Raw genomic sequence first — 23432 nt, 5'->3', positions numbered from 1 at the left:
GCGGAGATGCCTTATCTTTGCAAGGTAAACTTTTTAATCTTAATAAGGAACCATGAAAAAAGTAGTAATCTGGATAGCTCTAAGTCTTTGGTCGGTGATGACAGTCTTTGCCGGTGAGACAGCTTACCTCTTTTCTTATTTTATCAATGACAGTAAAGACGGACTGCATTTAGCATATAGTTATGATGGATTGAACTGGCTGCCTTTACACGGCGGACGTTCTTATCTTACCCCTGCGGTTTGTAAAGATAAATTAATGCGCGACCCCAGCATTTGCCAGTCGCCGGACGGAACTTTTCACATGGTCTGGACTTCCAGTTGGACGGACCGGATTATCGGATATGCCTCTTCCCGCGATTTGGTTCATTGGAGTGAGCAACAGGCAATCCCTGTGATGATGCACGAGCCGGATGCACATAACTGTTGGGCTCCCGAACTGTTTTATGATGAACCTTCACAAACCTATTATATCTTTTGGGCAACTACGATTCCCGGTCGTCACAAAGAAGTGGCTACCAGTGAAAGTGAGAAGGGACTGAATCATCGTATTTATTATGTAACAACGAAGGACTTTCGTACTTTCTCGAAGACGAAGATGTTCTTCAATCCAGATTTCAGTGTGATTGATGCCGCTATTGTGAAAGACCCGAAGCGGGAAGACCTGATAATGGTAGTCAAGAATGAAAATTCCAATCCGCCGGAAAAGAATTTGCGTGTGACGCGTACAAAGAAGATAGAAAAAGGATTCCCGACCAAAGTATCGGCACCTATTACAGGAAAATATTGGGCGGAAGGTCCGGCTCCTCTTTTTGTAGGTGATACGCTTTATGTCTATTTTGATAAATACCGTGACCATCGTTATGGAGCTGTTCGTTCTTTGGACTATGGTGAAACATGGGAAGATGTGTCCGATCAGGTCTTTTTTCCGAGGGGGATTCGTCATGGAACGGCGTTTGCAGTGGATGCCTCCATTGTAGAGGCACTGATTGCCGACCGGAACTATAATCCGCTTATTCCCGATAATCTGGCGGACCCGTCTGTCTCCAAATTTGGTGATACCTATTATCTTTATGGCACTACCGATCTGGATTACGGACTTGGACGTGCCGGAACTCCTGTCGTATGGAAATCGAAAGATTTTGTGAACTGGAGTTTCGAAGGTTCCCATATCAGTGGATTCGACTGGTCGAAAGGATATGACTACACGAATGATAAAGGTGAAAAGAAAAAGGGCTATTTCCGGTATTGGGCGCCTGGAAAAGTGATTGAGCAGGACGGCAAGTTTTATTTATACGTTACGTTTGTGAAACCGGATGACAAGATGGGAACTTATGTGCTTGTAGCTGATCGCCCGGACGGTCCTTTCCATTTTACTGTGGGACAGGGGCTTTTGCCTCCCGGAGAAGAAGGAACAGATAGCCCGGCTGTCGTTGATGATATTGACGGAGAACCTTTTATTGATGACGACGGTTCAGGATATATCTTTTGGCGTCGTCGGAATGCGGGACGGCTTTCTGCGGACAGGCTTCATCTGGATGGTGAGCCGGTAACTCTGGCAACAGCCCGCCAGGGATATTCCGAAGGTCCGGTGATGTTTAAGCGTAAAGGTATCTATTACTATATTTATACGTTGAGTGGTCATCAGAATTATGTCAATGCTTATATGATGAGCCGCGAGTCTCCTTTGACGGGTTTTGTAAAGCCGGAGGGGAACGACATTTTTTTATTCTCTTCTCCTGAAAATCAAGTGTGGGGACCGGGACATGGCAACGTGTTTTATGACGAGGGAACGGGTGAATATATTTTTCTCTATCTGGAATACGGAGATGGCGGAACTACCCGTCAAGTGTATGCTAACCGGATGGAATTTAATGATGATGGAACGATAAAGACCTTAATTCCCGATATACGTGGTGTAGGCTACTTGGCAGCTTCCCAAGAGACCCGGCCGAATCTGGCATTACACTCGCATTTTTATGCTTCCAGTGAGAAATCTCCCCGTACTTCCGTAGTCAATATCGAAACGCAACCCAATCAACCGTTGCCGGAAAAAGGTTCGGTGAAGAGCTATACCCGCACGCATACTTATCAGGCTACCCATGTAGCTGACGAATCGAATGGAACCCGTTGGATGGCGGCTGATACGGATAGCAGTCCGTTTATTACAGTCGATTTAAAGGAAATCCGTAAGGTCGGGGAGTGCCAGTTCTATTTTACCCGTCCCACTGAAGGACATACCTGGCGACTGGAGAAGTCTATCGACGGAAAACATTGGCAGATGTGTGCTGAACAAGGGAAAGTACAAGCATGCTCTCCACATATTGCTAAGGAGATAGGAGAGACACGTTATCTCCGTCTTCATATTCGTAGGGGAGATGCCGGTTTGTGGGAATGGAAAATATATGAATAACGTTTTATAACGCTAATAATCAATCGAATTTATGAAGTATATGGTAAAAAGTAAAATTCTGGCTACTTTCTGTGCCGGTCTATTAACCGTTTCTACCGGAATACAGGCAGCAGAGAGACTGGCAACCGGAACTCAACAGAAGCAAGCTCAAAAGACTGTAATTGAAACTTCTCCCTGGTTTGATGATAAAGACCTGACTTTGACGGGTGTCTATTATTATCCCGAACACTGGGATGAGAGCCAGTGGGAACGTGACTTCAAGAAAATGCATGAATTGGGATTTGAATTTACCCATTTTGCCGAGTTTGCCTGGGCGCAACTGGAACCGGAAGAGGGGCGCTATGATTTTGCATGGCTGGACAGGGCTGTAGCTTTGGCAGCCAAGTATGATTTGAAAGTTATCATGTGTACTTCTACTGCCACTCCTCCTGTATGGATGAGCCGGAAATACCCCGAAATTCTATTGAAGAATGAGGATGGAACGATACTTGACCACGGTGCTCGCCAGCATGCTTCATTTGCTTCGCCTCTTTACAGGGAATTATCATACAAGATGATTGAAAAACTGGCGCAACATTATGGCAATGACTCCCGTATTATCGGATGGCAACTCGACAACGAACCTGCTGTACAGTTTGATTATAATCTGAAAGCGGAGCTTGCTTTCCGTGATTTTCTCCGTGCCAAATACAATAATGACATTCAACTTTTAAATAATGCATGGGGCACTGCTTTCTGGAGTGAGGTTTATTCGTCTTTTGATGAAATAACGCTTCCCAAGCGCGTACAGATGTTTATGAATCATCATCAAATTTTGGATTACCGCCGTTTTGCTGCATCACAAACCAATGATTTCCTGAACGAACAATGTCTGTTGATAAAGAAATATGCAAAGAACCAATGGGTGACTACGAATTATATACCGAATTATGATGAAGGTCACATCGGTGGTAGCCCCTCGCTTGATTTTCAAAGTTATACCCGTTATATGGTATATGGTGATAATGAGGGGATTGGTCGTCGAGGCTACCGGGTAGGTAATCCGTTGCGGATAGCCTGGGCAAATGACTTTTTCCGTCCGATACAGGGAACTTATGGTGTGATGGAATTACAGCCGGGACAGGTGAACTGGGGCAGTATCAATCCCCAACCTCTTCCGGGCGCAGTTCGTCTGTGGATGTGGAGTGTGTTTGCCGGTGGAAGTGATTTTATCTGCACCTATCGTTATCGCCAACCTCTTTACGGCACGGAACAATATCATTACGGAATTGTCGGCACGGACGGAGTGACTATAACTCCCGGCGGAAGAGAATATGAGACATTTATAAAGGAGATTCGTGAACTTCGTAAACATAGCTCTTCCCGTGAAACCAAACCTGCCGATTACCTTGCCCGTCGTACTGCAATTCTTTTCAATCATGAAAATTCCTGGAGTATCGAGCGGCAGAAGCAGAATCGTACATGGGACACTTTTGCACACATCGAAAAGTACTATCGTACCCTAAAATCATTCGGAGCTCCTGTCGATTTTATATCAGAGACAAAGAATTTATCCGATTATCCGGTGGTTGTAATACCGGCTTATCAATTGGCTGATAAAGAACTGGTGGATAAATGGATTGCATACGTGAAGAATGGCGGAAATCTAATCTTAACCTGCCGTACGGCACAGAAGGACCGTTATGGCCGTCTTCCTGAAGCTCCTTTCGGTTCCATGATCGCTCCTTTGACAGGAAACGAAATGAACTTTTACGATTTACTTCTTCCTGAAGATCCCGGTACTGTAGTGATGAATGGAAAGGAGTATGCGTGGAATACATGGGGAGAAATACTGAATCCTCCCACTGATGCACAGGTCTGGGCTACTTATAAAAACGAATTCTATGAAGGAAGTCCGGCTGTCACTTTCCGTAAATTAGGAAAGGGAACAATCACTTATGTTGGAGTGGACAGTCATGATGGAGCATTGGAAAAAGATATATTGAAGAAACTATATGCACAACTGAATATCCCGGTGATGGATCTGCCTTATGGTGTGACAATGGAATACCGTAATGGATTGGGAATTGTTTTGAATTATTCGGATTGTCCTTATACATTCAACTTGCCGAAAGGGGGCAAGGTACTGATAGGAACTGCGGAAATTCCTACGGCAGGGGTATTGGTCTTTTCAATGTAACAATAAAAGGATATTTTTATCTTTGCAGGACTTGAATGAATTAAAAATAGAATCATACGATGAAGATGAACTTATTGAAATATATGGCAGGTATCTGCTTTGGTCTGTTGACAGTTTCTTTGGCTTTTGCCGGTGATAATTATAAGACGGTAAAGGTGAAAGCGCCTTTTCCCATGCAGCCTATTAAAATCTTTATTTATCCCGATAAAGACTTTCCGATAACGGATTACGGTGCACAACCGGGAGGTGAGGCGGATAATACAAAAGCTATTGCTGCTGCTATTGAGGCATGTAATCAAGCGGGAGGTGGACGTGTGGTTGTTCCGGCTGGTACATGGCTGACCGGGCCTATTCATTTCAAGAGTAATGTAAACCTCTGTTTGGAAGAGAATGCGGTTTTGAATTTCACGGATAATCCTTCTGATTATCTTCCGGCAGTGATGACTTCCTGGGAAGGCTTGGAATGTTACAACTATTCTCCTTTACTTTATGCTTTTGAATGTGAGAATGTAGCGATTACGGGTAAAGGAACTCTCCAGCCGAAAATGGATGCCTGGAGAGTTTGGTTCAAACGTCCCCAGCCTCATTTGGAAGCGTTGAAGGAGTTGTATACAAAAGCTTCGACTAATGTCCCTGTAATCGAACGTCAGATGGCAATAGGGGAGAATCATCTTCGTCCGCATCTGATTCATTTCAATCGTTGCAAGAATGTGCTGTTGGATGGATTTAAGATACGTGAAAGTCCGTTTTGGACCATTCACCTTTATATGTGTGATGGGGGAGTGGTACGTAATCTGGATGTGAAAGCTCATGGACATAATAACGATGGTATCGACTTTGAAATGAGTCGTAACTTTCTGGTGGAGGATTGTTCTTTCGATCAGGGGGATGATGCGGTAGTTATCAAGGCCGGACGCAATCAGGATGCCTGGAGATTGAATACTCCTTGTGAAAATATTGTTATCCGTCGTTGTCAAATTCTTAAAGGGCATACTTTGCTTGGCATCGGAAGTGAAATATCCGGAGGCATACGGAATATCTATATGCATGATTGCACGGCTCCTAATTCGGTAATGCGTCTTTTCTTCGTGAAGACCAATCATCGCCGGGGTGGATTTATAGAAAACGTTTACATGAAAAATGTACAGGCAGGCACGGCTCAACGGGTGCTTGAAATAGATACGGAAGTATTGTATCAATGGAAGAACCTGGTACCTACTTATGAGGAACGGATTACCCGTATTGATGGCATTTATATGGATAAGGTGACTTGTGAGTCGGCAGATGCCATCTATGAATTGAAGGGGAATGCCAAATTACCGGTTAAGAATGTAACGATTGAGAATGTGAAAGTGGGTGAGGTGAAAGAGTTCGTGAAGAAAGTGAATAATGTAGAGAATGTGGTGGAAAAGAATGTGACTTATGATAGGAAAGGGAAATGACCCTTTCCTGAAAGTAGTAGAAAATTTCATGCTATAATTTTAGTATAATGTAGTATCTTAGCAGCAAAATTGAAAACTTTATGCTAAGATGAAGAAATCCTTTTATTTATTACTGCTAATCACTCTATATAGCAGTATCAGCTTTGCTCAAAGCCTGAAATCTATATCTATTTTAGGCGATTCGTATTCAACATTTGAAGGATACCTGCAACCCGATACCAATAGCATTTGGTATTATGTTTCTCCGCGACAGCAAACGGATGTAACTTCCGTAAAGCAGACCTGGTGGCATAAATTCATCAAAGAGAATAACTACCGCCTTTGTGTCAACAACTCTTTTTCCGGTGCAACGATTTGTAATACCGGTTATAATCAGGCTGATTATTCGGATCGTTCTTTTATTACCCGTATGGATAAGCTGGGATGTCCGGATATCATCTTTATTTTCGGTGCAACGAATGATTGTTGGGCCGGCTCACCGCTTGGGGATTACAAGTATGAAGGGTGGACCAAGGAAGATTTATATACATTCCGTCCGGCTATGGCATATCTGCTTGACCACATGATTGATCGTTATCCTAATGTTGAAATCTACTTTCTGCTGAACTCTGGTTTAAAGGAAGAGTTTAATGAATCAGTCAGAGCTATCTGCAATCACTATAACATTGATTGTATTGAACTGCATGATATTGACAAAAAGAGCGGTCATCCTTCGATAAAGGGGATGGAGCAGATTAGTGAACAGATTAAGATGTTTATGAGGAAGACGAAGTGAAAAACAACGGAAATATAAGAAATAATATTGCCACTTGCTACTCTTTGATTAGGAATACTATTTCAAAGAGTGCCAAGTGGCAATAAGTTTAGTTGTTTATATTAATATCCCGGATTCTGCATTGCTTTCTTTTCTTCATTGCTTAGTGCAGAACCATTTGAATTGGTGATACCGTCCAAGAAGGCTTGGGGGATCGGACGATAGTAATGTTTCTCCGATTTGAATTCGCCAAGACCTCTGCTGGCACCGTCGTTGAATTTATGCCAGCGGGCGTCTAACGTCTTGGTACGTGCCAGATCTTCCCAGCGTTGCAATTCGCCACAAAGCTCACGGGTACGTTCATTTAATAGGAAGCACATCATTTTGTCAGCATTGGATGTACATCCCAGTTCGTTGTAGATAGGAGTGTCGACTGTAGAGTTATAAACGTCTGCCACACTATTTAATTTCATCGTAGTTTTGGTAGAAGCAGTAGTCTCCTGTTCGATATTGTTTGACTCATAATAGGTGTTTTCTTCCCAGTAAATAGCACCTTCGGAGGAGTGACCGCCTCCTTTCCCGGAACAATAAGGATTATTCTTATAAGCTTGTCCACCATCTACGTTCTTACTACGGTCTTCACCAGTTTTATAACCGGCACGTTCACGTAGTTTGTTCATCCATTCGACAGCTTTGTCATAATTGGCTTCACCTTTACGAATATATGCTTCGGCAACCATTAGTACATCATCTGCCGAACGGGCGATGATAGCATCGCGAGTACCGAATTGAGATGCGATGGAAACACGATAACCATCACGGAATTTAGATAAAGCTACTGAACGCTTGTGAGGTATGATATCGTAATAATTACCTGTTTTCTCATTTATATTCCAGCTGTGTTCCTGTCCTTTGAAATAGCGTACATATGTATACGTGTTACACATTTTTCCATCTTTCAAAACAGTATATGCCGGAGCGTTGGGATATTTCTCATAGCGATTGTCTCCCGGGTCATTCACGATGTATTTCATACCGAGTTCACCTCCACTGAAACGTTTGTCACCTTCTTTTACACCTGCCGGAGCGTATGGCATATCTTCTGCTGTCCAGGTGGGAGCACTTTTGGTTTCGTTGGCTCCATAACAGGTGATGAATGATTTCCAGAAACGAGAGTCATTGACACGGTCAAATACCTGCATGGTATACTCTGTAGCACTTACGTATGAGAATTCACGTCCTCCGGAGATGTCACGTTTACATCCACCTATATCATTACCTTGGTATACGGCCGGATAATAAAGATGCATCTGGTTTCCATAACGTCCCCATGTTGATTCATCATTAGAGAATTGAGCTGCTAGAATCACTTCACTTACTTTTTCATTGGCTCCGTTCGGCTGTTCATAGTCCCAAAGTTCTACATAATCATTACACAACGGATGTGCGTCTACAACTTCCGAACCATATTGAATAACAGCATCGAGGTCGGATGCTATATAATTACTATTCCAATCGCTGTACAATTCGGAGGCACGGAATAAATGTGCTTTTGCAAGGAAATGGGCAGCAGCATATTTGTTAATTCGTCCGATTGATTCACCTTTATCCGGAAGTAGTCTGTAGGCTTCTCCAAAATCAGATATAACCTGTGTGTATATTTCTTCAGCAGAATTCCGTGTAAAATATGTTTCCGCGCTTGTAGACGGAACTAATTTCAACGGCACACCACCAAATTGCTTCACTAATTCGAAATAGGCATAGGCTCTTAGAAAGTGTGCTTCTCCCAAGCGTGTGTTGTATGTAGGTGAACTTTGGTTATAATATTGAGGTATGTTTTGGATCAATATGTTTGCGGGTTCAACCAGTCCGTAGTAATTGTCCCAGATAGGTTGGTTAGCGGCATTTTCAGATGAATTTAAATCTTGACTATAGTGATTCCATGCTGGAATAACATTATTAGCATCAGTAAATTCATCTACTCCCATGTTGTAGCACTGAATCCCCCATATATAGTTGAATTTGAATTTCAGTTTCTGATAGGCTCCAGTCACTAATTCATCAAGACCTTCTTGTGTCTTAAAGCGGTCGGTACTATATTGAGTTGTTAAATTCTCATCAAGGAAAGATTCACTGCACGAAGTGATCGAGCTTCCTGTTATGCTGGCTATTAAAGCAGCAAATAATATTCTATTTAATTTCATAATGTCTTTACTTTAATTTGTTTATTAGAATCCGATGTTGACACCTATTACAAAACTCTTCAAAGTGGTAGGTGAACCAAATGTTTTGGTATTATTGTCATAATTTACCAAGTCTGTATCCAAAAGTAACTACTCAGGTATAAAGTCATATTGATACTTCTCACTGTTCAAGAACAGCAAGAATAGCCTTGTATTTAGAATTTCCGTTTTTCTTAGCGGTTTCAGCAACGGAGTGGACGTTCATAAAAGTGTTAGCCCCTTTTTCTGTACGAAAACATCCGCTGACTTTTTGCTTTACCTTTATTTTTCGAATACCTCTTTCGCTGGCATTATTATCATAAGGAACATCTGGGTTTTGCAGGAAGGTAAAAAGATAATCCTTACATTTGAAGAGACCATTTTTGAACTTCTGGAAATCCTCATGCAGATGTGCTACGCTTTCATTTAGCAATCGGTCCAATCTGTCTTTTATAGTGGTTATTGGTATTACTTCAAAGCTTGTAGTCTTACGGATGTGTATCGCCTCTCTAAGAAGTGTACTCACTTTTTTAGACCAGTTCTGCTTAGGGTCAAGTTCAGTAAGGTATTGAATGTTCCTTAACAGATGTGCAATGCATACCTGATGATTCTTTACTTCCATATTGAAATAGCTACCATGTCTATCTGTGACTAATACAGCATTGGGCAATCCATCAGGAAAATGGTTGTTTATAGCCTTCATTCCTCTGGACTTGTCTTGGTATACATAGGTTAACTGATCCGTTTGGAATATCCATGCCCAATTAAGTGCACTATTGACATATAGTCCCGTTTCATCAGCGCCAACAACTGTGGATTCGGCTATGCGCCTGCGAATTTGGTCACAAACAGTTTTTGATTTAGTCCCTATTTTAGTAAGCATGTTCCGCACTGTACCTTGACTAATAGACAAAGAGAAAATTTCTTTGAGTATTTCACAGATACGTTCAAATGAAACACATTGAACATGGCTAAGAAAAGACACCAGAGACTGAATAGTCTTGCCGTATGAAATCCGTTTACTACATTCTTTGGGGAGCGGGCATTTATTAATGTGGCCGCAAGAACAAGTCACATCAAAAGAGCGATGTTCTTTTACTTGGGGACGGGGTAAAGGTATATCAACCACTTGGGAGACTCCGCTACAAATAGACTCAGCCCCAGTCAAAGAACTGCCGCAACATTCACAATAGTCAGATTTATGTTCTTCGATAAAATCAGGAGAAGTGCTCGTTTCTAAAGTAGAGCCGGGATGACCAAATTGACCACCGTTCTTACGGTCTGACTTCTTGCGCAAAGACTGTGTCCGACGGAGGACTTTGGCAGGAAGCGATTCTTGGGAAGGAGGAATACTACTATTATGACTATCCTTATCAGGTCCTTCATATTTGGATAAACGTTTCTTTAATACATGAATCTCTTTATCCTTCTGATCAATAATACGATAAAGACGGCTAATATCAGCACCTTGCTCAGATATAGTTTGCTCCATCGAAGAGAATTTCTCGTTCATCTCCGATAAGAACTTAGATATGTCTGTTACCTGCTCAATCATTGAATGCAAAAGTAATATGTAGGGGATAATAGAGAAAGGGGATTGGCATAAAGTTATCAGATACATTTCAACAGGTAAGAGAGTTTGGATTACTTTTTCAATTTTCAGGAAAAGATACCTGAGTAGTTACAAAGGTGACATATAGGTCGAACACTTTCTATATCAAGAAATATTAGTATATAAAAATCCCCTTATTTAACCTTTGATAAATGAAGGCAAATAAGGGGATTACATATTATTACAACTTACTTTTTACAAGCAATATCGTTTTTACTAATCTCCAAAAGGTATAGTGAGAGTTAAACTAATATTACGTCCCGGATTATAAATGCTTACCGCTTTTAATGTTGATAAATGATCGTAATATTTTGTATCAAATCATAAGCGTCCACTAAAAAACGCAAAGAGTTCTTTGAAATGATTGAATATTAGTCTTATACAACGATTATTCGAGCGAACGGACTTGATTCTATTACTTTGCATTCTTAATTGAATAGCATATGTTTCAAGATAAATACGTTTTCGCTCAACTGACTGCATTTCTCAACAGAAGTAAGTTTAATCGAATCGTAGCAAAATACGATGGAGATAAGTATGTGAAGTTCTTTACTTGTTGGAATCAACTCCTAACATTGATGTTTGGTCAACTTTGTAATCGGGAGAGTCTACGTGACTTAATAGTTGCAATAGAGGCACATGCCAATAAGACATATCATCTGGGACTTGGTCGTAATGTAACTAAAAGTAATCTTGCAAAAGCTAATCAGAATAGAGACTACAGAATCTTTGAAGATTTTGCTTATTATCTCGTCGATGAAGCACGTAAGAAACGTGCAGTTAATATCTTCAGACTTGATGGTAACGTATATGCCTTTGATTCCACGACAATAGATTTATGCTTAAATGTATTTTGGTGGGCAAAGTTCCGCAGACATAAAGGCGGCATTAAAATGCATACTCTTTATGATGTGGAAACTCAGATTCCAGCATTCTTTCATATCACAGATGCAAGAGTTCATGATTCAAAGGCGATGGATGTAATCCCCTATGAAGTAGGCTCATACTACATCTTTGATCGTGGATATAATGACTTTAAGCGTTTATTCAAAATAGAAACAATTGAGTCATATTTTGTTATCAGAGCCAAAAAGAATCTGAAATACAAAACGATCCAATGGAAGCGTCGTATGCCAAAGAATGTATTATCCGATGCTAGAATAGAGTTAATTGGGTACTACCCCAAAAAGCATTATCCTAATAAACTGAGGCTTGTACGTTATTGGGATGATGAACAGAAACGAGAGTTCATGTTCTTAACCAATGCCATGCATTTAACCTCTATTCAGGTTGCAGAACTTTATAAAAATAGGTGGCAAGTTGAACTGTTTTTCAAATGGCTTAAGCAACACCTAAAGATTAAAAAATTCTGGGGAACAACCCAGAATGCAGTTCGAATTCAGATATATTCTGCTATTTGTGCATATTGTCTAGTTGCTATTGTACAGCATGATATGAAACTAGAAAGAAGTACTTACGAGGTACTGCAGATTTTAAGTATTTCACTTACTGACAAAACCAATTTGACAAATCTCTTTGATAAGGCTAAATTCAAAAATGACAAAGATCGATGCGGTTCAAGTGAACCAAATTTATTTAATTTTTAATCGTCCACATTTTTAGTGGACACTAATGGTATCAAATATATTATTTACCGATAGCCCTAAATTAACAAGTTGATTACAGACTCTCAATCCTGAATTAATTCCTGCATCGCAAAGAGTATATCCATCTGTAGATGTTTCATACAATGAAGGATGATCTTGATTGAATGCCTTTAATGCAGCAAACCACACATTGGGTGAAATCAAAGCACCTATCCTGTTTTTTTCGGCTTTAAGTTTTGCACGGATTTTCTGAGCCGGTATAAATGGCAGATTATTGCCATTACACTGCTTTCCGGTAACGGTTGAATAAACACCTTCTACTGAAAGCCACTGAAGACCTTTAAAACGATATTCAGCCCGGGCTTCTCCTCCAAAAAGCTTTGCGTTGCTTTGAGAAAACTGATAATAAAGTAAGCCATCTGCATTCTTATTACCTGTTGGTGAAATATAGATATAGTTATCGTAAGCGTCTCCGCGATACCGTCTTGCCTTTATTTTTGTGTTTTCTTACCTTTGTCTCAAAAACCATGGAAGCCAATCCCATTTACCCCTTAATCATTTCGGAATACAAGGCTCATCTTCGCGATGCTTCTATTCCTCATTTAAGTTTTCATTCTTTCTGCCGTCATTACAAGGTAAAAATCCAAAGTGTCCGTCAATGGATGCATCGTCACGGGTTGGATGTTACCACGATGCGTTACGATGCCCTTTTGGAAGAATGCAATCATTCTCCTGAAACAGCGTTAGCACATATCAAGCGCGAGTATGATTCTCCTTTGTCTCAGCCAGAGATGCCTTCAGCGTCCTATGTCCTGGAACCTTCAGAAGTAATAAAAGGAGCTTCTATTACTTTTCCCGATGGTGTGATAGTGGATATCCGACAGACCAGCCCCCTTGGATTAACCAGATTTATTGATTTCTACAACCGCGTAAATGACAAGAAGTATGTTCAGCCTGAATGAATCATTAAACTATTACTTGTATCCCCGTTACATTAGTATGGGTAAAGGCGTTGATTGCCTTTGCGAACTGATTCGTCAGGATATGAAGGCCAATCCTCTGAGCGGTGACGCCTATTTGTTTTTCTCAAAGAATAAAGACACAGTAAAAATACTCCGCTGGGATAAAGATGGATTTATTTTGTATCATAAACGGCTGGAAGCTGGTACTTTCGAGCTTCCCCGTTTCCAGCCGGACAGAGGCTTATATCGTTTTGAATGGGAAACGTTTTTCATGATAATGAGAGGGATCCCGCTACGTTCAGGACGTTGGCGAAAACGTTTTAAAATGTAGGATAATTAGGTATATCTATTTGATTACCAAATAATTATAATTATACTTTTCTTTGAAAATATCCAAATTATCCGTATCTTTGTTTCATGAACAAGGAGCGGATAATCTCACTGCTGGAAGAGCAGCTGTTATTTACCAGAGCCCAGAATGCCCAATTACTTGAGCAAAACAATAAGCTCTCGGAGCAGACTCAAAGCCAGGCATTGCAACTGGCTTTGCAGTCGGAGCAGCTTGTTGCACAATCAGAACATATCAGCTTGCTTACCGGTCGGGTAGAGGAACTAACGAAGTCTATCCACTCCCTTGAACAGACATTGGTGTCCAGGAATACTTCTTTGGAAAAAGTAAAAAATAGGAGAGATGCGTTAAGCAAACTTATAAGTCAGAAGTCTGAAAAAATCTCCCCCGACACATTGTCTGCGAAATCAGGTAACACGGAACATCCGGAGTATGCTCCCAAAGAACGTGGAAACAATAACGCCAAGCGCAAGGAGTACTTTGAACTGGAAGTACAGGAACACGATATTTATCCATCCCTGCCGGGCTTCCTGCCTGAAGCAGCCCGGCTTCTGAAAACGGTAGACTCCATCCGTTATGAATATATTCCTCCCCGTTATATCAAACATATCAACCACCTGCATTATTACTTGTATCAAGGAGGTATCGTGTGCGGAAAACTGCCTGCCACCCCTTTATTAAACTCCAGTTATGACGCCTCTTTCATTGCCGGCATCCTGCAGTTGCGCTACATTTACTCCATGCCGGTAGAAAGGATTGTCAGGTTCTTTGCCGAAAATGGTTTTGAAATGAGTAAATCCACTGCGCACGGACTGATAAAGAAGACCGCACAGTTGTTTGATATTCTGGAAGAAACGCTCAAAGAGGCCATTCTGGAGGATGATTATCTGCATATGGATGAAAGTTATTATACTGTCCTGGAAAAAGGTCCCAAGTCTGCAACCGGAAAGTCATCCTGCAAGGTATATATCTGGGCGGCTTTAGCCGCTCGTACGAAACTGGTTCATTTCTTTTATGAGAATGGATCAAGGGCAAGAAAGGTACTGACAGATTACATAAAACCGGATTACCGGGGAGCTATACAATGTGACGGATTCTCAGATTATAAGATATTGGAAACAAAGGAATATCCCCATGTGATCCGCCTGGCATGTTTTCAACATTGCAAACGTAAGTTTCTGGATATACAGGCAAACAAGGATGCACAGAGAATTATAGAAATTATCAACAGGCTTTACCGGAAGGAGCATGAAATACCACCGGAATATACACCCAAGCAGATACTGGAATACAGAAAGAAGTATGCCCCACCCATATTGGCAGAGCTAAAGGAAAACTTACTCGTCATACAGGCTAAAAAAACAACTTTACCCAAAAGTAATTTGGGCAAAGCGGTCAATTATACCCTGAATGAATATCCGGCATTATGCAATTATATGCTCAAACCAGAGTATGAATTGGACAATAATGCCATTGAGAGGATTAACAGATATATAAGCCTAAGCAGAAGAAACTCACTATTTTGCGGAAGCCATCAGGGAGCAAAAAGGGCAGCATTGATATATTCACTGGCATGTTCATGCAGACTAAATGGGATTAATACATTTGAATACTTCAAAGACATACTAAACAAACTTATTTGGGTAAATCCGAATACAAATAAAAAATATCTCAGAGAACTACTGCCAGATAAATGGAAGAAGTAACGGCATCGTGGAGACGCTTACCAAAGAATAATATTCTTATCCTTTGGACTTTTTATTAAAAAACGCCTTCAGCCTTAAATTTCAAAAGAAATGGCTATAAAAAATAAGACTAAAAACTATAGTATTAAGAATCTCACCGACCCCTCAACTACTCATAAACTACAAAAAAAAATCTTTATTCCGTCAAATACTATAACAAAATCTACTTATTACTATTTAAAAGCGTATTTCTATTTATTTTAATATTCTTATCATGCTTTAAGCCACTACCATCGCACAAGATGCTTTTTTTAGAATTCAAATTGTTTTTATGATTATTAGCTCGCACACAAGTTTTTTTTTCATAATTATCACAAATCTTATTATTATTGACATCTTTAAAACAACCTCTTTTAGTAACTGCCGTTTTAGTAATATTAGCATTATTTTTAGCACTCTGTCCATTAATTCCACCGCCTAATAGAGCGTAACCATACTATTTTCCGCCACGACAATTTTATCGGCTGTCTTTCAGCCGATAAAATAAAAATGCCCGTAAGAAAATATTTTTGTTTTAACATTCCGGTTTATAGAAACATGGCAGAAGCGCCTTCTTGTCGCAGTCCTTACCATAAAGAATACATTCAAACAAGTGTTTCAGGTAGTCCTGAGGGGCTATGTCATTTAACTTACAACTCTCTATCAAAGAGAAGATGAATGCTGAGTTTTCTGCCGCATCCTCACTGCCTATGTTCATACAGTTCTTGAGCAGCAGCTTTACAGGTTTCATCCTTTGCTCACAGAGGTTGTTCGAGATTTCCGCTGAACCGTCCTTGAGGATATTTCTCAAGGATTTCCACTGGTTTATCGTATAGTTCACGGCCTTTCTCATCAGTTCGTTAGCCATAATCTTCGCATCCTGCATCATAATGACCACCTTATGATGGATACGTTCAAGAATCGGTCCTGTTAGCTTAAGCCTTCTTTCCTTAATCTGCTCACCGCTGAGTTTCATCATACGGAACAGGTCTTCATTTCTGAACATCTCACCGATAGGATCTATTATGTCCATCGCTGTTCTGTCTGAAGGCAGGGCATCAACCCACAACCTTCTACAATGCGTCCAGCATCCTATATGAAGCACCTTTGAGTCGTCTCCGTCAAACATCCTGTAAACCGTATATCCGTCAGTGGATATGGTTCCCATAAAATATTCCAGGAATGATTTTGCCGCATCGGACGACCTGCTGCCGTTATTATAGTGATAATAGACCATCTTAATATGCTTGGCAAAGAAAGCCCATAAGTACTTTCTCCTGTAAGCCTTACCTTCCTTTGTTTCCACTCCAACAAGCTCAGTAGTCTCATCAACCATAAGGTAATTAGCTCTCTGTACAAACTCCTTGAAGACATCTTCCATGAACTCCCTTAGTTTGGCGATTCCGTTATGGATATAGCTGTTCAGCGTGGTATTGCTTATGTGGATACCCTCTCTTGCAAGCAGTCTTATCTGTCTGTTCTCAGGCATGCTGAAGTCATATTTCAGACAAAGCAGACGGGCAAGCAGTTCAGGAGAGAAGATACCTCCAAGGTTTTTCAGCGGATGTTCCATGGTGCTTGTGAAAGTGCCGTCCGCAAGCTTTACCCTTGCCACCTTGTAAACATGCTCCACGTTATAAGCCCTTACATGTTCTATGACCCTGTATTCCCACACATCAGGCATACCGTTGCGGTTCATAAACCGTCCCCCTTCTGGAAGCGTGTAATACTCGTCCACTTCATGTACTACCACCTTGTCAACTTTCAATTTTGTTTTCTCGGCACGTGGTGCGGTTTCCTTTCTCCTTGAAGGTTTGCTGTTCTGGGCAGGTATGTTGCCGGAAGAGGTATTGCTGCCGGTTTCGTTATCATCGGTCTTATTATTATCATCCTTCCTGTCAGAACCGTCATACTCGGATTGTTCCAGAGCGGACTTGTCGAGATTACGGTTGTTCAACAGCCTTCTTTGCTCGGAAGTACGGCCGAAACGGTGTTTCCTGCTGTCCTCAAGCTGAAGTCTGAGATTGGAGATCTCGTTTGCCAGCATCCTGTTCACCTCATCCTTTGCTTCAAGCTGCTTTCTCATAAGTTCCATTTCTTTCCTGTAATGTTCAACCGTGGTTGACTGCTTTTCGATGGTATCTTTGAGATCATTGATGGTATCTATCAGATTTTTAGAGTTCTCCCTGTTGGATTCTTCAATAGACTCAAGCCTCGCAATCAATTCTTTATTCTGTTTGCGAAGACCTGCCTTTTCCTCATTCGCCAGACCCAGCTGGCAGCAAAGTAACTCGTATGCTCTTTCATCAATCATGATATAAAGGTACGAAAAATCAGGCACTTACGCAAACTTTTTACCGTTTATTTTTTATACTATCCTGTTGATAATCAGTATGTTAATATTAGCCTTTCGGACTAACGTACATCTTGTCAACTACAATGCTTTCCGTAAGATAAGCCATGTCCGACCACTGTATCCGGTAGCACCTGGAGACTTCATCAAATACAGGTTTCTTGAATTTGCCCATAACAGGACGTTTTTCGTAAAGCACATAAAAACCGCGTTCGTAATGAAGTATCTTCACAACCTTTCGGTTCCGGGACATGAACATATATACATTGGACGCATCGCTCGGGTCAAGGGACATTTCTTCCCTTATACTCTCACACAGACGGAAAATGCCTTTCCGCAAATCAACATTACCGTTAAACAGGTAATAGTTAAGGTTAGCACTCAGTCCAAGCATATCATCCTATCATTTTATTAAGCAACAGGCTCAAATCAAGAACGGTGGTGTTTCTCAGGAACAGTGTTGCGCCAGACGCCAGCTGTAACTTGATCCATTTTATTGGTGGTTCACCTTCAGGATGTTTCACGTCCAACTTCACAGTTGGACTATTGCATGGTTTCCCGGTTATCTGGACTTTGGCAACCTTGGGCTGCTCAACCTGGACTGTCTTGCCTAACTTCTCACTCCACAACTGGTGACGCTGCCAGTTCATGAACTTGTCGTAATTTACACCATAATCAGCACAGAACTCTCGAAGATCTTTGGTCTCGCTGCATAACTGGTAGAGGTCATATACCTCCTGATAGTTTACTTTTTCTTTTGCCATAATCATTCTTGTTAAAGGTTACGGCGCAAAGATATGGCGGCTAACAACTTATGTCAAGGCGGAAAATAGAATGGTTACTAATAGAGCAAATAAAACAAAACATAAAATTGATATTTTCTTCATAATAACATTATTATATTAAAAGTCATCTAGACAAGACACATTCCTTTTCCTTTAAAGCTTTTAAAAGCAGAAGTGAAGGATGACATGGTTTCCTGCTCTTTCCATCAACAAATGCAAGAGTTGTTTCTCCTTTATTTATCAATTCATTTTTCTGATTATAGATACAATAAGCAAATTTCATCAACGGGCCCTTTATTTCTTGCAAATTAGTCTCTATTCTAAGCAAATCATCATATATTGCCGGCTTAAGAAACTTAAAGTTCATTCCAACTACGGGCAACATAAGACCCGAATCTTCAATCGTCTTATATGATATTCCAAGATCTCTTAAAAGCTCCCAGCGAGCTTTTTCACAATATCGGGCGTAATTTGAATGATGTACATACCCCATTTTATCAGTATCAGCATATAATACCCTTATTTCACATTGATGACTAATCATAAGAAGTTACTATTTAACAGGAACAATTTGAATTACACTCTCTGCTAACTTATCAAAAATTAAATTGAGGTCTTCATTCTTCAGATTTGAATAGTTTTCACCTTGTTCTGCAGCTTCACCCACTTCTTTTATTAGTGGAACCTGAGCCAATAAAGGCGTGCCTAATTCATTAGACAGATTCTTTCCCCCATCTTTTCCAAATACATAATACTTTTCATCAAGGTGCTGTTGCGGAGTAAACCACGACATATTTTCAACAACTCCTACCAGCGGTACTTCTATACTTGAATTGATAAACATCTCAGCTCCTTTTCGAGCATCATTTATAGATATTTCCTGAGGCGTCGTTACTATAATTGCACCATTTATATTTAATTTTTGAACTGTTGTAATTTGAATATCACCTGTCCCCGGAGGAAAATCGATAATCATATAATCAATATCACCCCAATGCGTATCAGTAAATAATTGAGTAATGGCATTTGAGACCATCGGACCACGCCAGATTATTGATTTGTCTTTATCAACAAAAAAGCCTATAGAATTTATTTTTACTCCATATTTTTCTATTGGTTCCATTTTGTTCTTGTCATGATCAGACATACAAGGTCTTTCATTCTCTATATTAAACATCTTAGGAATAGAAGGACCATAAATATCAGCATCAACCAACGCGGTTCTAAAACCTTTTTGTGCAAGAGTTATAGCTAAATTAGCCGAAATGGTAGACTTACCAACTCCTCCCTTGCCTGAAGCAACTATAATAATATTCTTGACCCCTGTCATAGGGATTTTTTCAACAACTTGTTTCATTCTATTTATCTTAAAAAACTCTAATTCAATTAATCGCTTCTACCGGACACACAGTTACACATATCCGACATTTCTTGCAATTATCTTCATCTATAAATGCCACATTATCAATGATGCTTATAGCACCAGTGGGACAAATATCCTCACAACTACCACAATTCATGCATAATTCCGGATTAACCTTTGGATAAGCTTTTTCACCCTTTAGGTTATTTTCTTTTTTTTGATCTACTTTTCCAGACATTTCTAAAACTATTTTTCTAATCAAATGGCTATTACACTTTGGACACAATAACGAATTACAAGGAACACCATGTTCGTGTTCTACTATATACCCACACGAAGAACAGACACAAACATCGTCTGCATTTTTATTGCCGCCCCTACGAAAAGGACCACCAAAATGATTCTTCCTTCCAGTCATATTTCCTTTTTATTGTTTTACAAATACACTACCCCTTAACAATCCGATAATAAACATCATGAATTAAACGTGATATCTCACTATCCTGATTATATTCAATAATTGTTTTACCAACAACCATAGCATCTACAATCTGATTATCGAAAGGTAAATGAGCGACAACTGGAATATTACGTTCTTCACACCATACATCAATTTGCTTACTCACCACTTTATTCAAATCGTATTTATTTACAATTACAAATAATTCTAGAGAAAACTTACAAGCAACATCCACAGCACGTTGCATATCCTTGAAACCTGAAATCGTTGGTTCTGTTACAATAACTACCCGGTCGACTCCTGTTATAGTAGAAATAACAGGGCAACCAATTCCCGGAGGGCCATCCAATATTACAGTTTCATATCCATAATCTTCAGCATATTTTTTAGCTTTATCCCGTAATAAATTTACTAATTTCCCAGAATTATCTTCTCCCGGAGCTAAACGTCCATAGACCATATCTCCATAACGAAAAGTTCCGGCATACAAACGACTCTTATCAGCAGGTATCATTTTTATTGCCTGAACCGGACATATACGTGAACACAAATAACATCCGTCACAACTAGTTTCTGAAATCTGCACCTTTCCATCAATAGAAACAATAGCATCAAAACGACAAATATCTACACATAAGCCACAATTAGTACATTTTTCATAATTGATTACAGCATGATGACCTGATACAAAAACTTGCTCTTCTTTACACGAGGGAGAAAATAATAAGTAAAGATTAGAGGCGTCAACATCACAATCAACAGCCACTGCAGACTGTGCTACTGAAATAAAAGCAGAGCTTATACTTGACTTGCCAGTTCCTCCTTTGCCACTAATTACTGCTATTTCCATACCTCACTATTCTATTGACTATATTTTCAAACATAACTTGCAATGAAGGTATTTCTTTTACTGCTATCTTCCCCTCAGAATACCGCATGGCTATCTCTTTATCAAAAGGAATCTCACCCAACAATGGGATTAATTCATCTTCTAAATATTGATAAACTTCTCTATTTCCGATTCCAGCCCGATTAACAATAACACCCATCTCTTTATTCATAGTCTTCAGCGTTTCAACTGCCTGCTTCAAATCACTTAAACCAAAAGGAGTAGGCTCTGTTACAAGAATCACATAATCAGCACATGAAGCTGTTTGAATAAAAGGACAAGCAGTACCCGGAGGTGAATCTAAAATTACATAATTAATATCTTGCTGAAGAGACGATTTTATAGCTGTCTTTATAGCTGATTTAATTACCGGAACCGCAGAAGAAACCCCTGGAGTCATTTTCGCTTCAAACATACACAATCCATACTCATCAGTCCTATACGATGTAACTTTTCCTATAAACTTATAAGAATCTCTTATAGCTGAATGAGTACAAGCAACAGAGCAAGCAGCACATCCATGGCATAAATCATCCAGCAACTGAATCTTATTCATAGCCGGCAAGAAGAAGATTGCATTATAGCTACAGTATTCAAAACACTTTCCACACATAACACATCTCGAACGATCAAGTACAGGTCTGTATTCTGAAATCACTTCTTCTTTTATCTTTTTAACCGAAAAGAAAATAAAAGAGTTTGGAGCTTCAGCGTCACAATCAACCAAACTTGAGAGAATTCCCATTTTACGGAACGAGTAAAACAGGTTTGTTGAAAAGAATGTTTTACCTGTTCCGCCTTTGCCACTAGCTACAACTATGTTCATGATGGTCATCGTGATTACAAGTATTGGCTCCAGTAATTAAGCCTCCATTAATAAATTCAAGGACCAATTCTTTAGGCTCTTTTCTTTCAGCACCTACATACAAATCAATATTTTCTTTGCGAAAAAGCACTTTCGCTTTCTCACCCATTCCTCCTGCAATAACAATTGAAACACCTTTTCCAGCAATCCATGCAGGATAAAGTCCAGGCTGATGTTCAGGAGGAGTTATCATCTCTTCTTTGACAATTTCATTATTGACCAAATCAGCTACATAAAAATATTCACAATGCCCAAAATGAGCACACAACATTCCATCCTCTATAGGAATCGCAATTTTTTTATTCATTTAAATATATTTTAATCAATTATTTTTTATTACTTCTTAATCGTTTTTTATCACCTTCTCCACCTCCAGTCTGTCTTCGTTTTCCTTCACCTCGACCAAGCTTTTGCAAAAGTTCTTCTTTTGAGAGTTCTACACAATTACCTAATTTCCGCCCTGAGCGAGAACCTTTCCCTTCAGGACCTGTTCCATCCATACGTGGCATAGTTTTAATAATTTTATTGATTTAGTAACTTAATAATATTTTCAATTGTTATATCGGGTTCTTTAAGAACTATCATTTGAATCTTCAAATCAACCAATAATGATTTAATTTTAAAACCGAATTCTCCTGATACAATTTTATTAACCGGAATAGATGCAACAAGTTGAACCGATGCGGGTCCAGCTCCTTCTTCTGCTTCTTTATTAGGATTAGGGATAAATTCTACATCTTTTGTTTCCGTATCATAAATTGCAAAAAACGAACAACGACCAAAACGTTTATCCAGATTACTTTTTAAAGTATTTCCAGAACTTGTAATTGCTACTTTCATATCACATTTCTAAACTAAGAATTTAAAACTCATTTTATCTGGCATCTACGTCCTCTTTTACGTTTATTTGAGCAGTGTCCTCTTCCACAACCACCGTAATCAAAATTAAAAGAATCAGTCTTTTTATCTTCAGACGTTTTTTCATAATTATAGATATCTCTACTTCCACATAGAGGACATTTTTCTATTATTTCTTCATCTGATGGATTATTAAAAATACTTTTACATAAATCACAAGTATACCATTCACTATCAAAGCTAACTTTGCCTCCTTCAATAATTATATTCCGTCCTTCTACAAATGCTTGTGCAATTTTTTCTCTGGCTGACATATAAATTCTAGTTAGAGTAGGTCGAGATACATTCATAAAAGATGAAGCTTCTGCCTGAGTATATTTTTCATAATCACAAAGACGTAATGCTTCATATTCTTCATATAATAAAAATAAAGAATCTCTTTTCTTAGCTGTCTGACCCATGCCATACGGCCTGAACCCTGAGACAACAGGTTGGGTTGCGATCTTTCTTATAATTTTAGGTCTTCCTGACATTGTTATTATTATTTAGATGCAAATATAATGAACATTTGTTCATAATTAAAATATTTAATGTTTAT

22 protein-coding genes are annotated in these 23432 nt (G+C 39.6%); 8 read left to right on the top strand and 14 right to left on the bottom strand.

Going from position 1 to position 23432, the window contains the following annotated elements:
* The first annotated feature begins 52 nt into the window (after window positions 1-52).
* The 4 genes from CJF29_RS19070 (at window position 53) to CJF29_RS19055 (ending at window position 6806) form a co-directional block, all read left to right on the top strand.
* Window positions 53-2410: a family 43 glycosylhydrolase gene (locus CJF29_RS19070; protein ID WP_176553099.1), complete on the top strand. Its 2358-nt coding sequence runs from the start codon at window positions 53-55 to the stop codon at window positions 2408-2410.
* Between the two features lie 31 nt (window positions 2411-2441).
* Complete coding sequence (locus tag CJF29_RS19065) at window positions 2442-4589, top strand: beta-galactosidase (RefSeq protein ID WP_074638546.1); 2148 nt, start codon at window positions 2442-2444, stop codon at window positions 4587-4589.
* Window positions 4590-4648: 59 nt separating this feature from the next.
* Window positions 4649-6031, top strand: coding sequence for a glycoside hydrolase family 28 protein (locus tag CJF29_RS19060; RefSeq protein ID WP_074638547.1), 1383 nt, complete (start codon window positions 4649-4651; stop codon window positions 6029-6031).
* An 88-nt stretch (window positions 6032-6119) separates the two neighbouring features.
* Window positions 6120-6806 (top strand): SGNH/GDSL hydrolase family protein, encoded by a 687-nt coding sequence (locus CJF29_RS19055; protein WP_004301559.1) that lies wholly within the window; start codon window positions 6120-6122, stop codon window positions 6804-6806.
* Between the two features lie 101 nt (window positions 6807-6907).
* Here CJF29_RS19055 and CJF29_RS19050 read toward each other — a convergent pair whose 3' ends face one another.
* Both CJF29_RS19050 and tnpC (CJF29_RS19045) read right to left on the bottom strand, forming a co-directional pair.
* Window positions 6908-8989 (bottom strand): RagB/SusD family nutrient uptake outer membrane protein, encoded by a 2082-nt coding sequence (locus CJF29_RS19050; protein WP_004301560.1) that lies wholly within the window; start codon window positions 8987-8989, stop codon window positions 6908-6910.
* A gap of 160 nt (window positions 8990-9149) precedes the next feature.
* Window positions 9150-10562, bottom strand: a complete 1413-nt coding sequence (gene tnpC / locus CJF29_RS19045; protein WP_229112578.1) for an IS66 family transposase — start codon at window positions 10560-10562, stop codon at window positions 9150-9152.
* Window positions 10563-11062: 500 nt separating this feature from the next.
* Here tnpC (CJF29_RS19045) and CJF29_RS19040 point away from each other — a divergent pair, with 500 nt between their 5' ends.
* From CJF29_RS19040 to tnpC (CJF29_RS19025), 4 genes are all read left to right on the top strand, one after another.
* Window positions 11063-12226, top strand: a complete 1164-nt coding sequence (locus CJF29_RS19040) for an IS4 family transposase (RefSeq protein WP_002558257.1) — start codon at window positions 11063-11065, stop codon at window positions 12224-12226.
* Window positions 12227-12753: 527 nt separating this feature from the next.
* Window positions 12754-13188 (top strand): hypothetical protein, encoded by a 435-nt coding sequence (locus CJF29_RS19035; RefSeq protein ID WP_099147646.1) that lies wholly within the window; start codon window positions 12754-12756, stop codon window positions 13186-13188.
* Window positions 13160-13519, top strand: a complete 360-nt coding sequence (gene tnpB / locus CJF29_RS19030) for an IS66 family insertion sequence element accessory protein TnpB (RefSeq protein ID WP_255299459.1) — start codon at window positions 13160-13162, stop codon at window positions 13517-13519. The genes CJF29_RS19035 and tnpB (CJF29_RS19030) overlap by 29 nt, the downstream gene beginning before the upstream one ends.
* Window positions 13520-13605: 86 nt before the next feature.
* A complete protein-coding gene (tnpC, locus tag CJF29_RS19025) occupies window positions 13606-15243 on the top strand; it encodes an IS66 family transposase (RefSeq protein WP_099147648.1) in 1638 nt (545 codons plus the stop codon).
* Between the two features lie 553 nt (window positions 15244-15796).
* Here tnpC (CJF29_RS19025) and tnpC (CJF29_RS19020) read toward each other — a convergent pair.
* The 12 genes from tnpC (CJF29_RS19020) to CJF29_RS18965 form a co-directional block, all read right to left on the bottom strand.
* Entirely contained in the window at window positions 15797-17575 is a 1779-nt protein-coding gene (gene tnpC, locus CJF29_RS19020; protein WP_413544508.1) for an IS66 family transposase, read from the bottom strand.
* Window positions 17576-17663: 88 nt separating this feature from the next.
* Window positions 17664-18008, bottom strand: a complete 345-nt coding sequence (gene tnpB / locus CJF29_RS19015; protein WP_004297053.1) for an IS66 family insertion sequence element accessory protein TnpB — start codon at window positions 18006-18008, stop codon at window positions 17664-17666.
* A gap of 1 nt (window position 18009) precedes the next feature.
* A complete protein-coding gene (locus CJF29_RS19010) occupies window positions 18010-18378 on the bottom strand; it encodes a hypothetical protein (RefSeq protein ID WP_170834904.1) in 369 nt (122 codons plus the stop codon).
* Window positions 18379-18523: 145 nt separating this feature from the next.
* Complete coding sequence (locus CJF29_RS19005; protein ID WP_099147637.1) at window positions 18524-18943, bottom strand: acyl-CoA thioesterase; 420 nt, start codon at window positions 18941-18943, stop codon at window positions 18524-18526.
* A gap of 9 nt (window positions 18944-18952) precedes the next feature.
* Window positions 18953-19756: an Mrp/NBP35 family ATP-binding protein gene (locus CJF29_RS19000; RefSeq protein ID WP_099147638.1), complete on the bottom strand. Its 804-nt coding sequence runs from the start codon at window positions 19754-19756 to the stop codon at window positions 18953-18955.
* 25 nt (window positions 19757-19781) lie between these two features.
* A complete protein-coding gene (locus CJF29_RS18995) occupies window positions 19782-20180 on the bottom strand; it encodes a DUF362 domain-containing protein (RefSeq protein WP_218014244.1) in 399 nt (132 codons plus the stop codon).
* A gap of 28 nt (window positions 20181-20208) precedes the next feature.
* Window positions 20209-21072, bottom strand: coding sequence for an ATP-binding protein (locus CJF29_RS18990; RefSeq protein ID WP_099147640.1), 864 nt, complete (start codon window positions 21070-21072; stop codon window positions 20209-20211).
* Window positions 21053-21937 carry a P-loop NTPase gene (locus CJF29_RS18985; protein ID WP_176553194.1) on the bottom strand — a complete coding sequence of 295 codons (885 nt, stop codon included), beginning with the start codon at window positions 21935-21937 and terminating at the stop codon, window positions 21053-21055. Before CJF29_RS18985 ends, CJF29_RS18990 begins: the two co-directional genes overlap by 20 nt.
* A complete protein-coding gene (locus tag CJF29_RS18980) occupies window positions 21918-22283 on the bottom strand; it encodes a NifB/NifX family molybdenum-iron cluster-binding protein (RefSeq protein WP_074560521.1) in 366 nt (121 codons plus the stop codon). The genes CJF29_RS18985 and CJF29_RS18980 overlap by 20 nt, the downstream gene beginning before the upstream one ends.
* A gap of 19 nt (window positions 22284-22302) precedes the next feature.
* Window positions 22303-22476 carry a DUF5320 family protein gene (locus CJF29_RS18975; RefSeq protein ID WP_217638843.1) on the bottom strand — a complete coding sequence of 58 codons (174 nt, stop codon included), beginning with the start codon at window positions 22474-22476 and terminating at the stop codon, window positions 22303-22305.
* A gap of 22 nt (window positions 22477-22498) precedes the next feature.
* On the bottom strand, window positions 22499-22816 hold the full coding sequence (locus CJF29_RS18970; protein WP_074560538.1) for a NifB/NifX family molybdenum-iron cluster-binding protein: 318 nt from the start codon (window positions 22814-22816) through the stop codon (window positions 22499-22501).
* Window positions 22817-22845: 29 nt separating this feature from the next.
* Window positions 22846-23367: a DUF134 domain-containing protein gene (locus tag CJF29_RS18965; protein ID WP_074560541.1), complete on the bottom strand. Its 522-nt coding sequence runs from the start codon at window positions 23365-23367 to the stop codon at window positions 22846-22848.
* Window positions 23368-23432 lie beyond the last annotated feature (65 nt).

Origin of the sequence: Bacteroides celer (assembly GCF_002632415.2) — a bacterium.
GTDB lineage: Bacteria > Bacteroidota > Bacteroidia > Bacteroidales > Bacteroidaceae > Bacteroides.
This window is presented reverse-complemented; position numbering and strand designations above follow the sequence as displayed.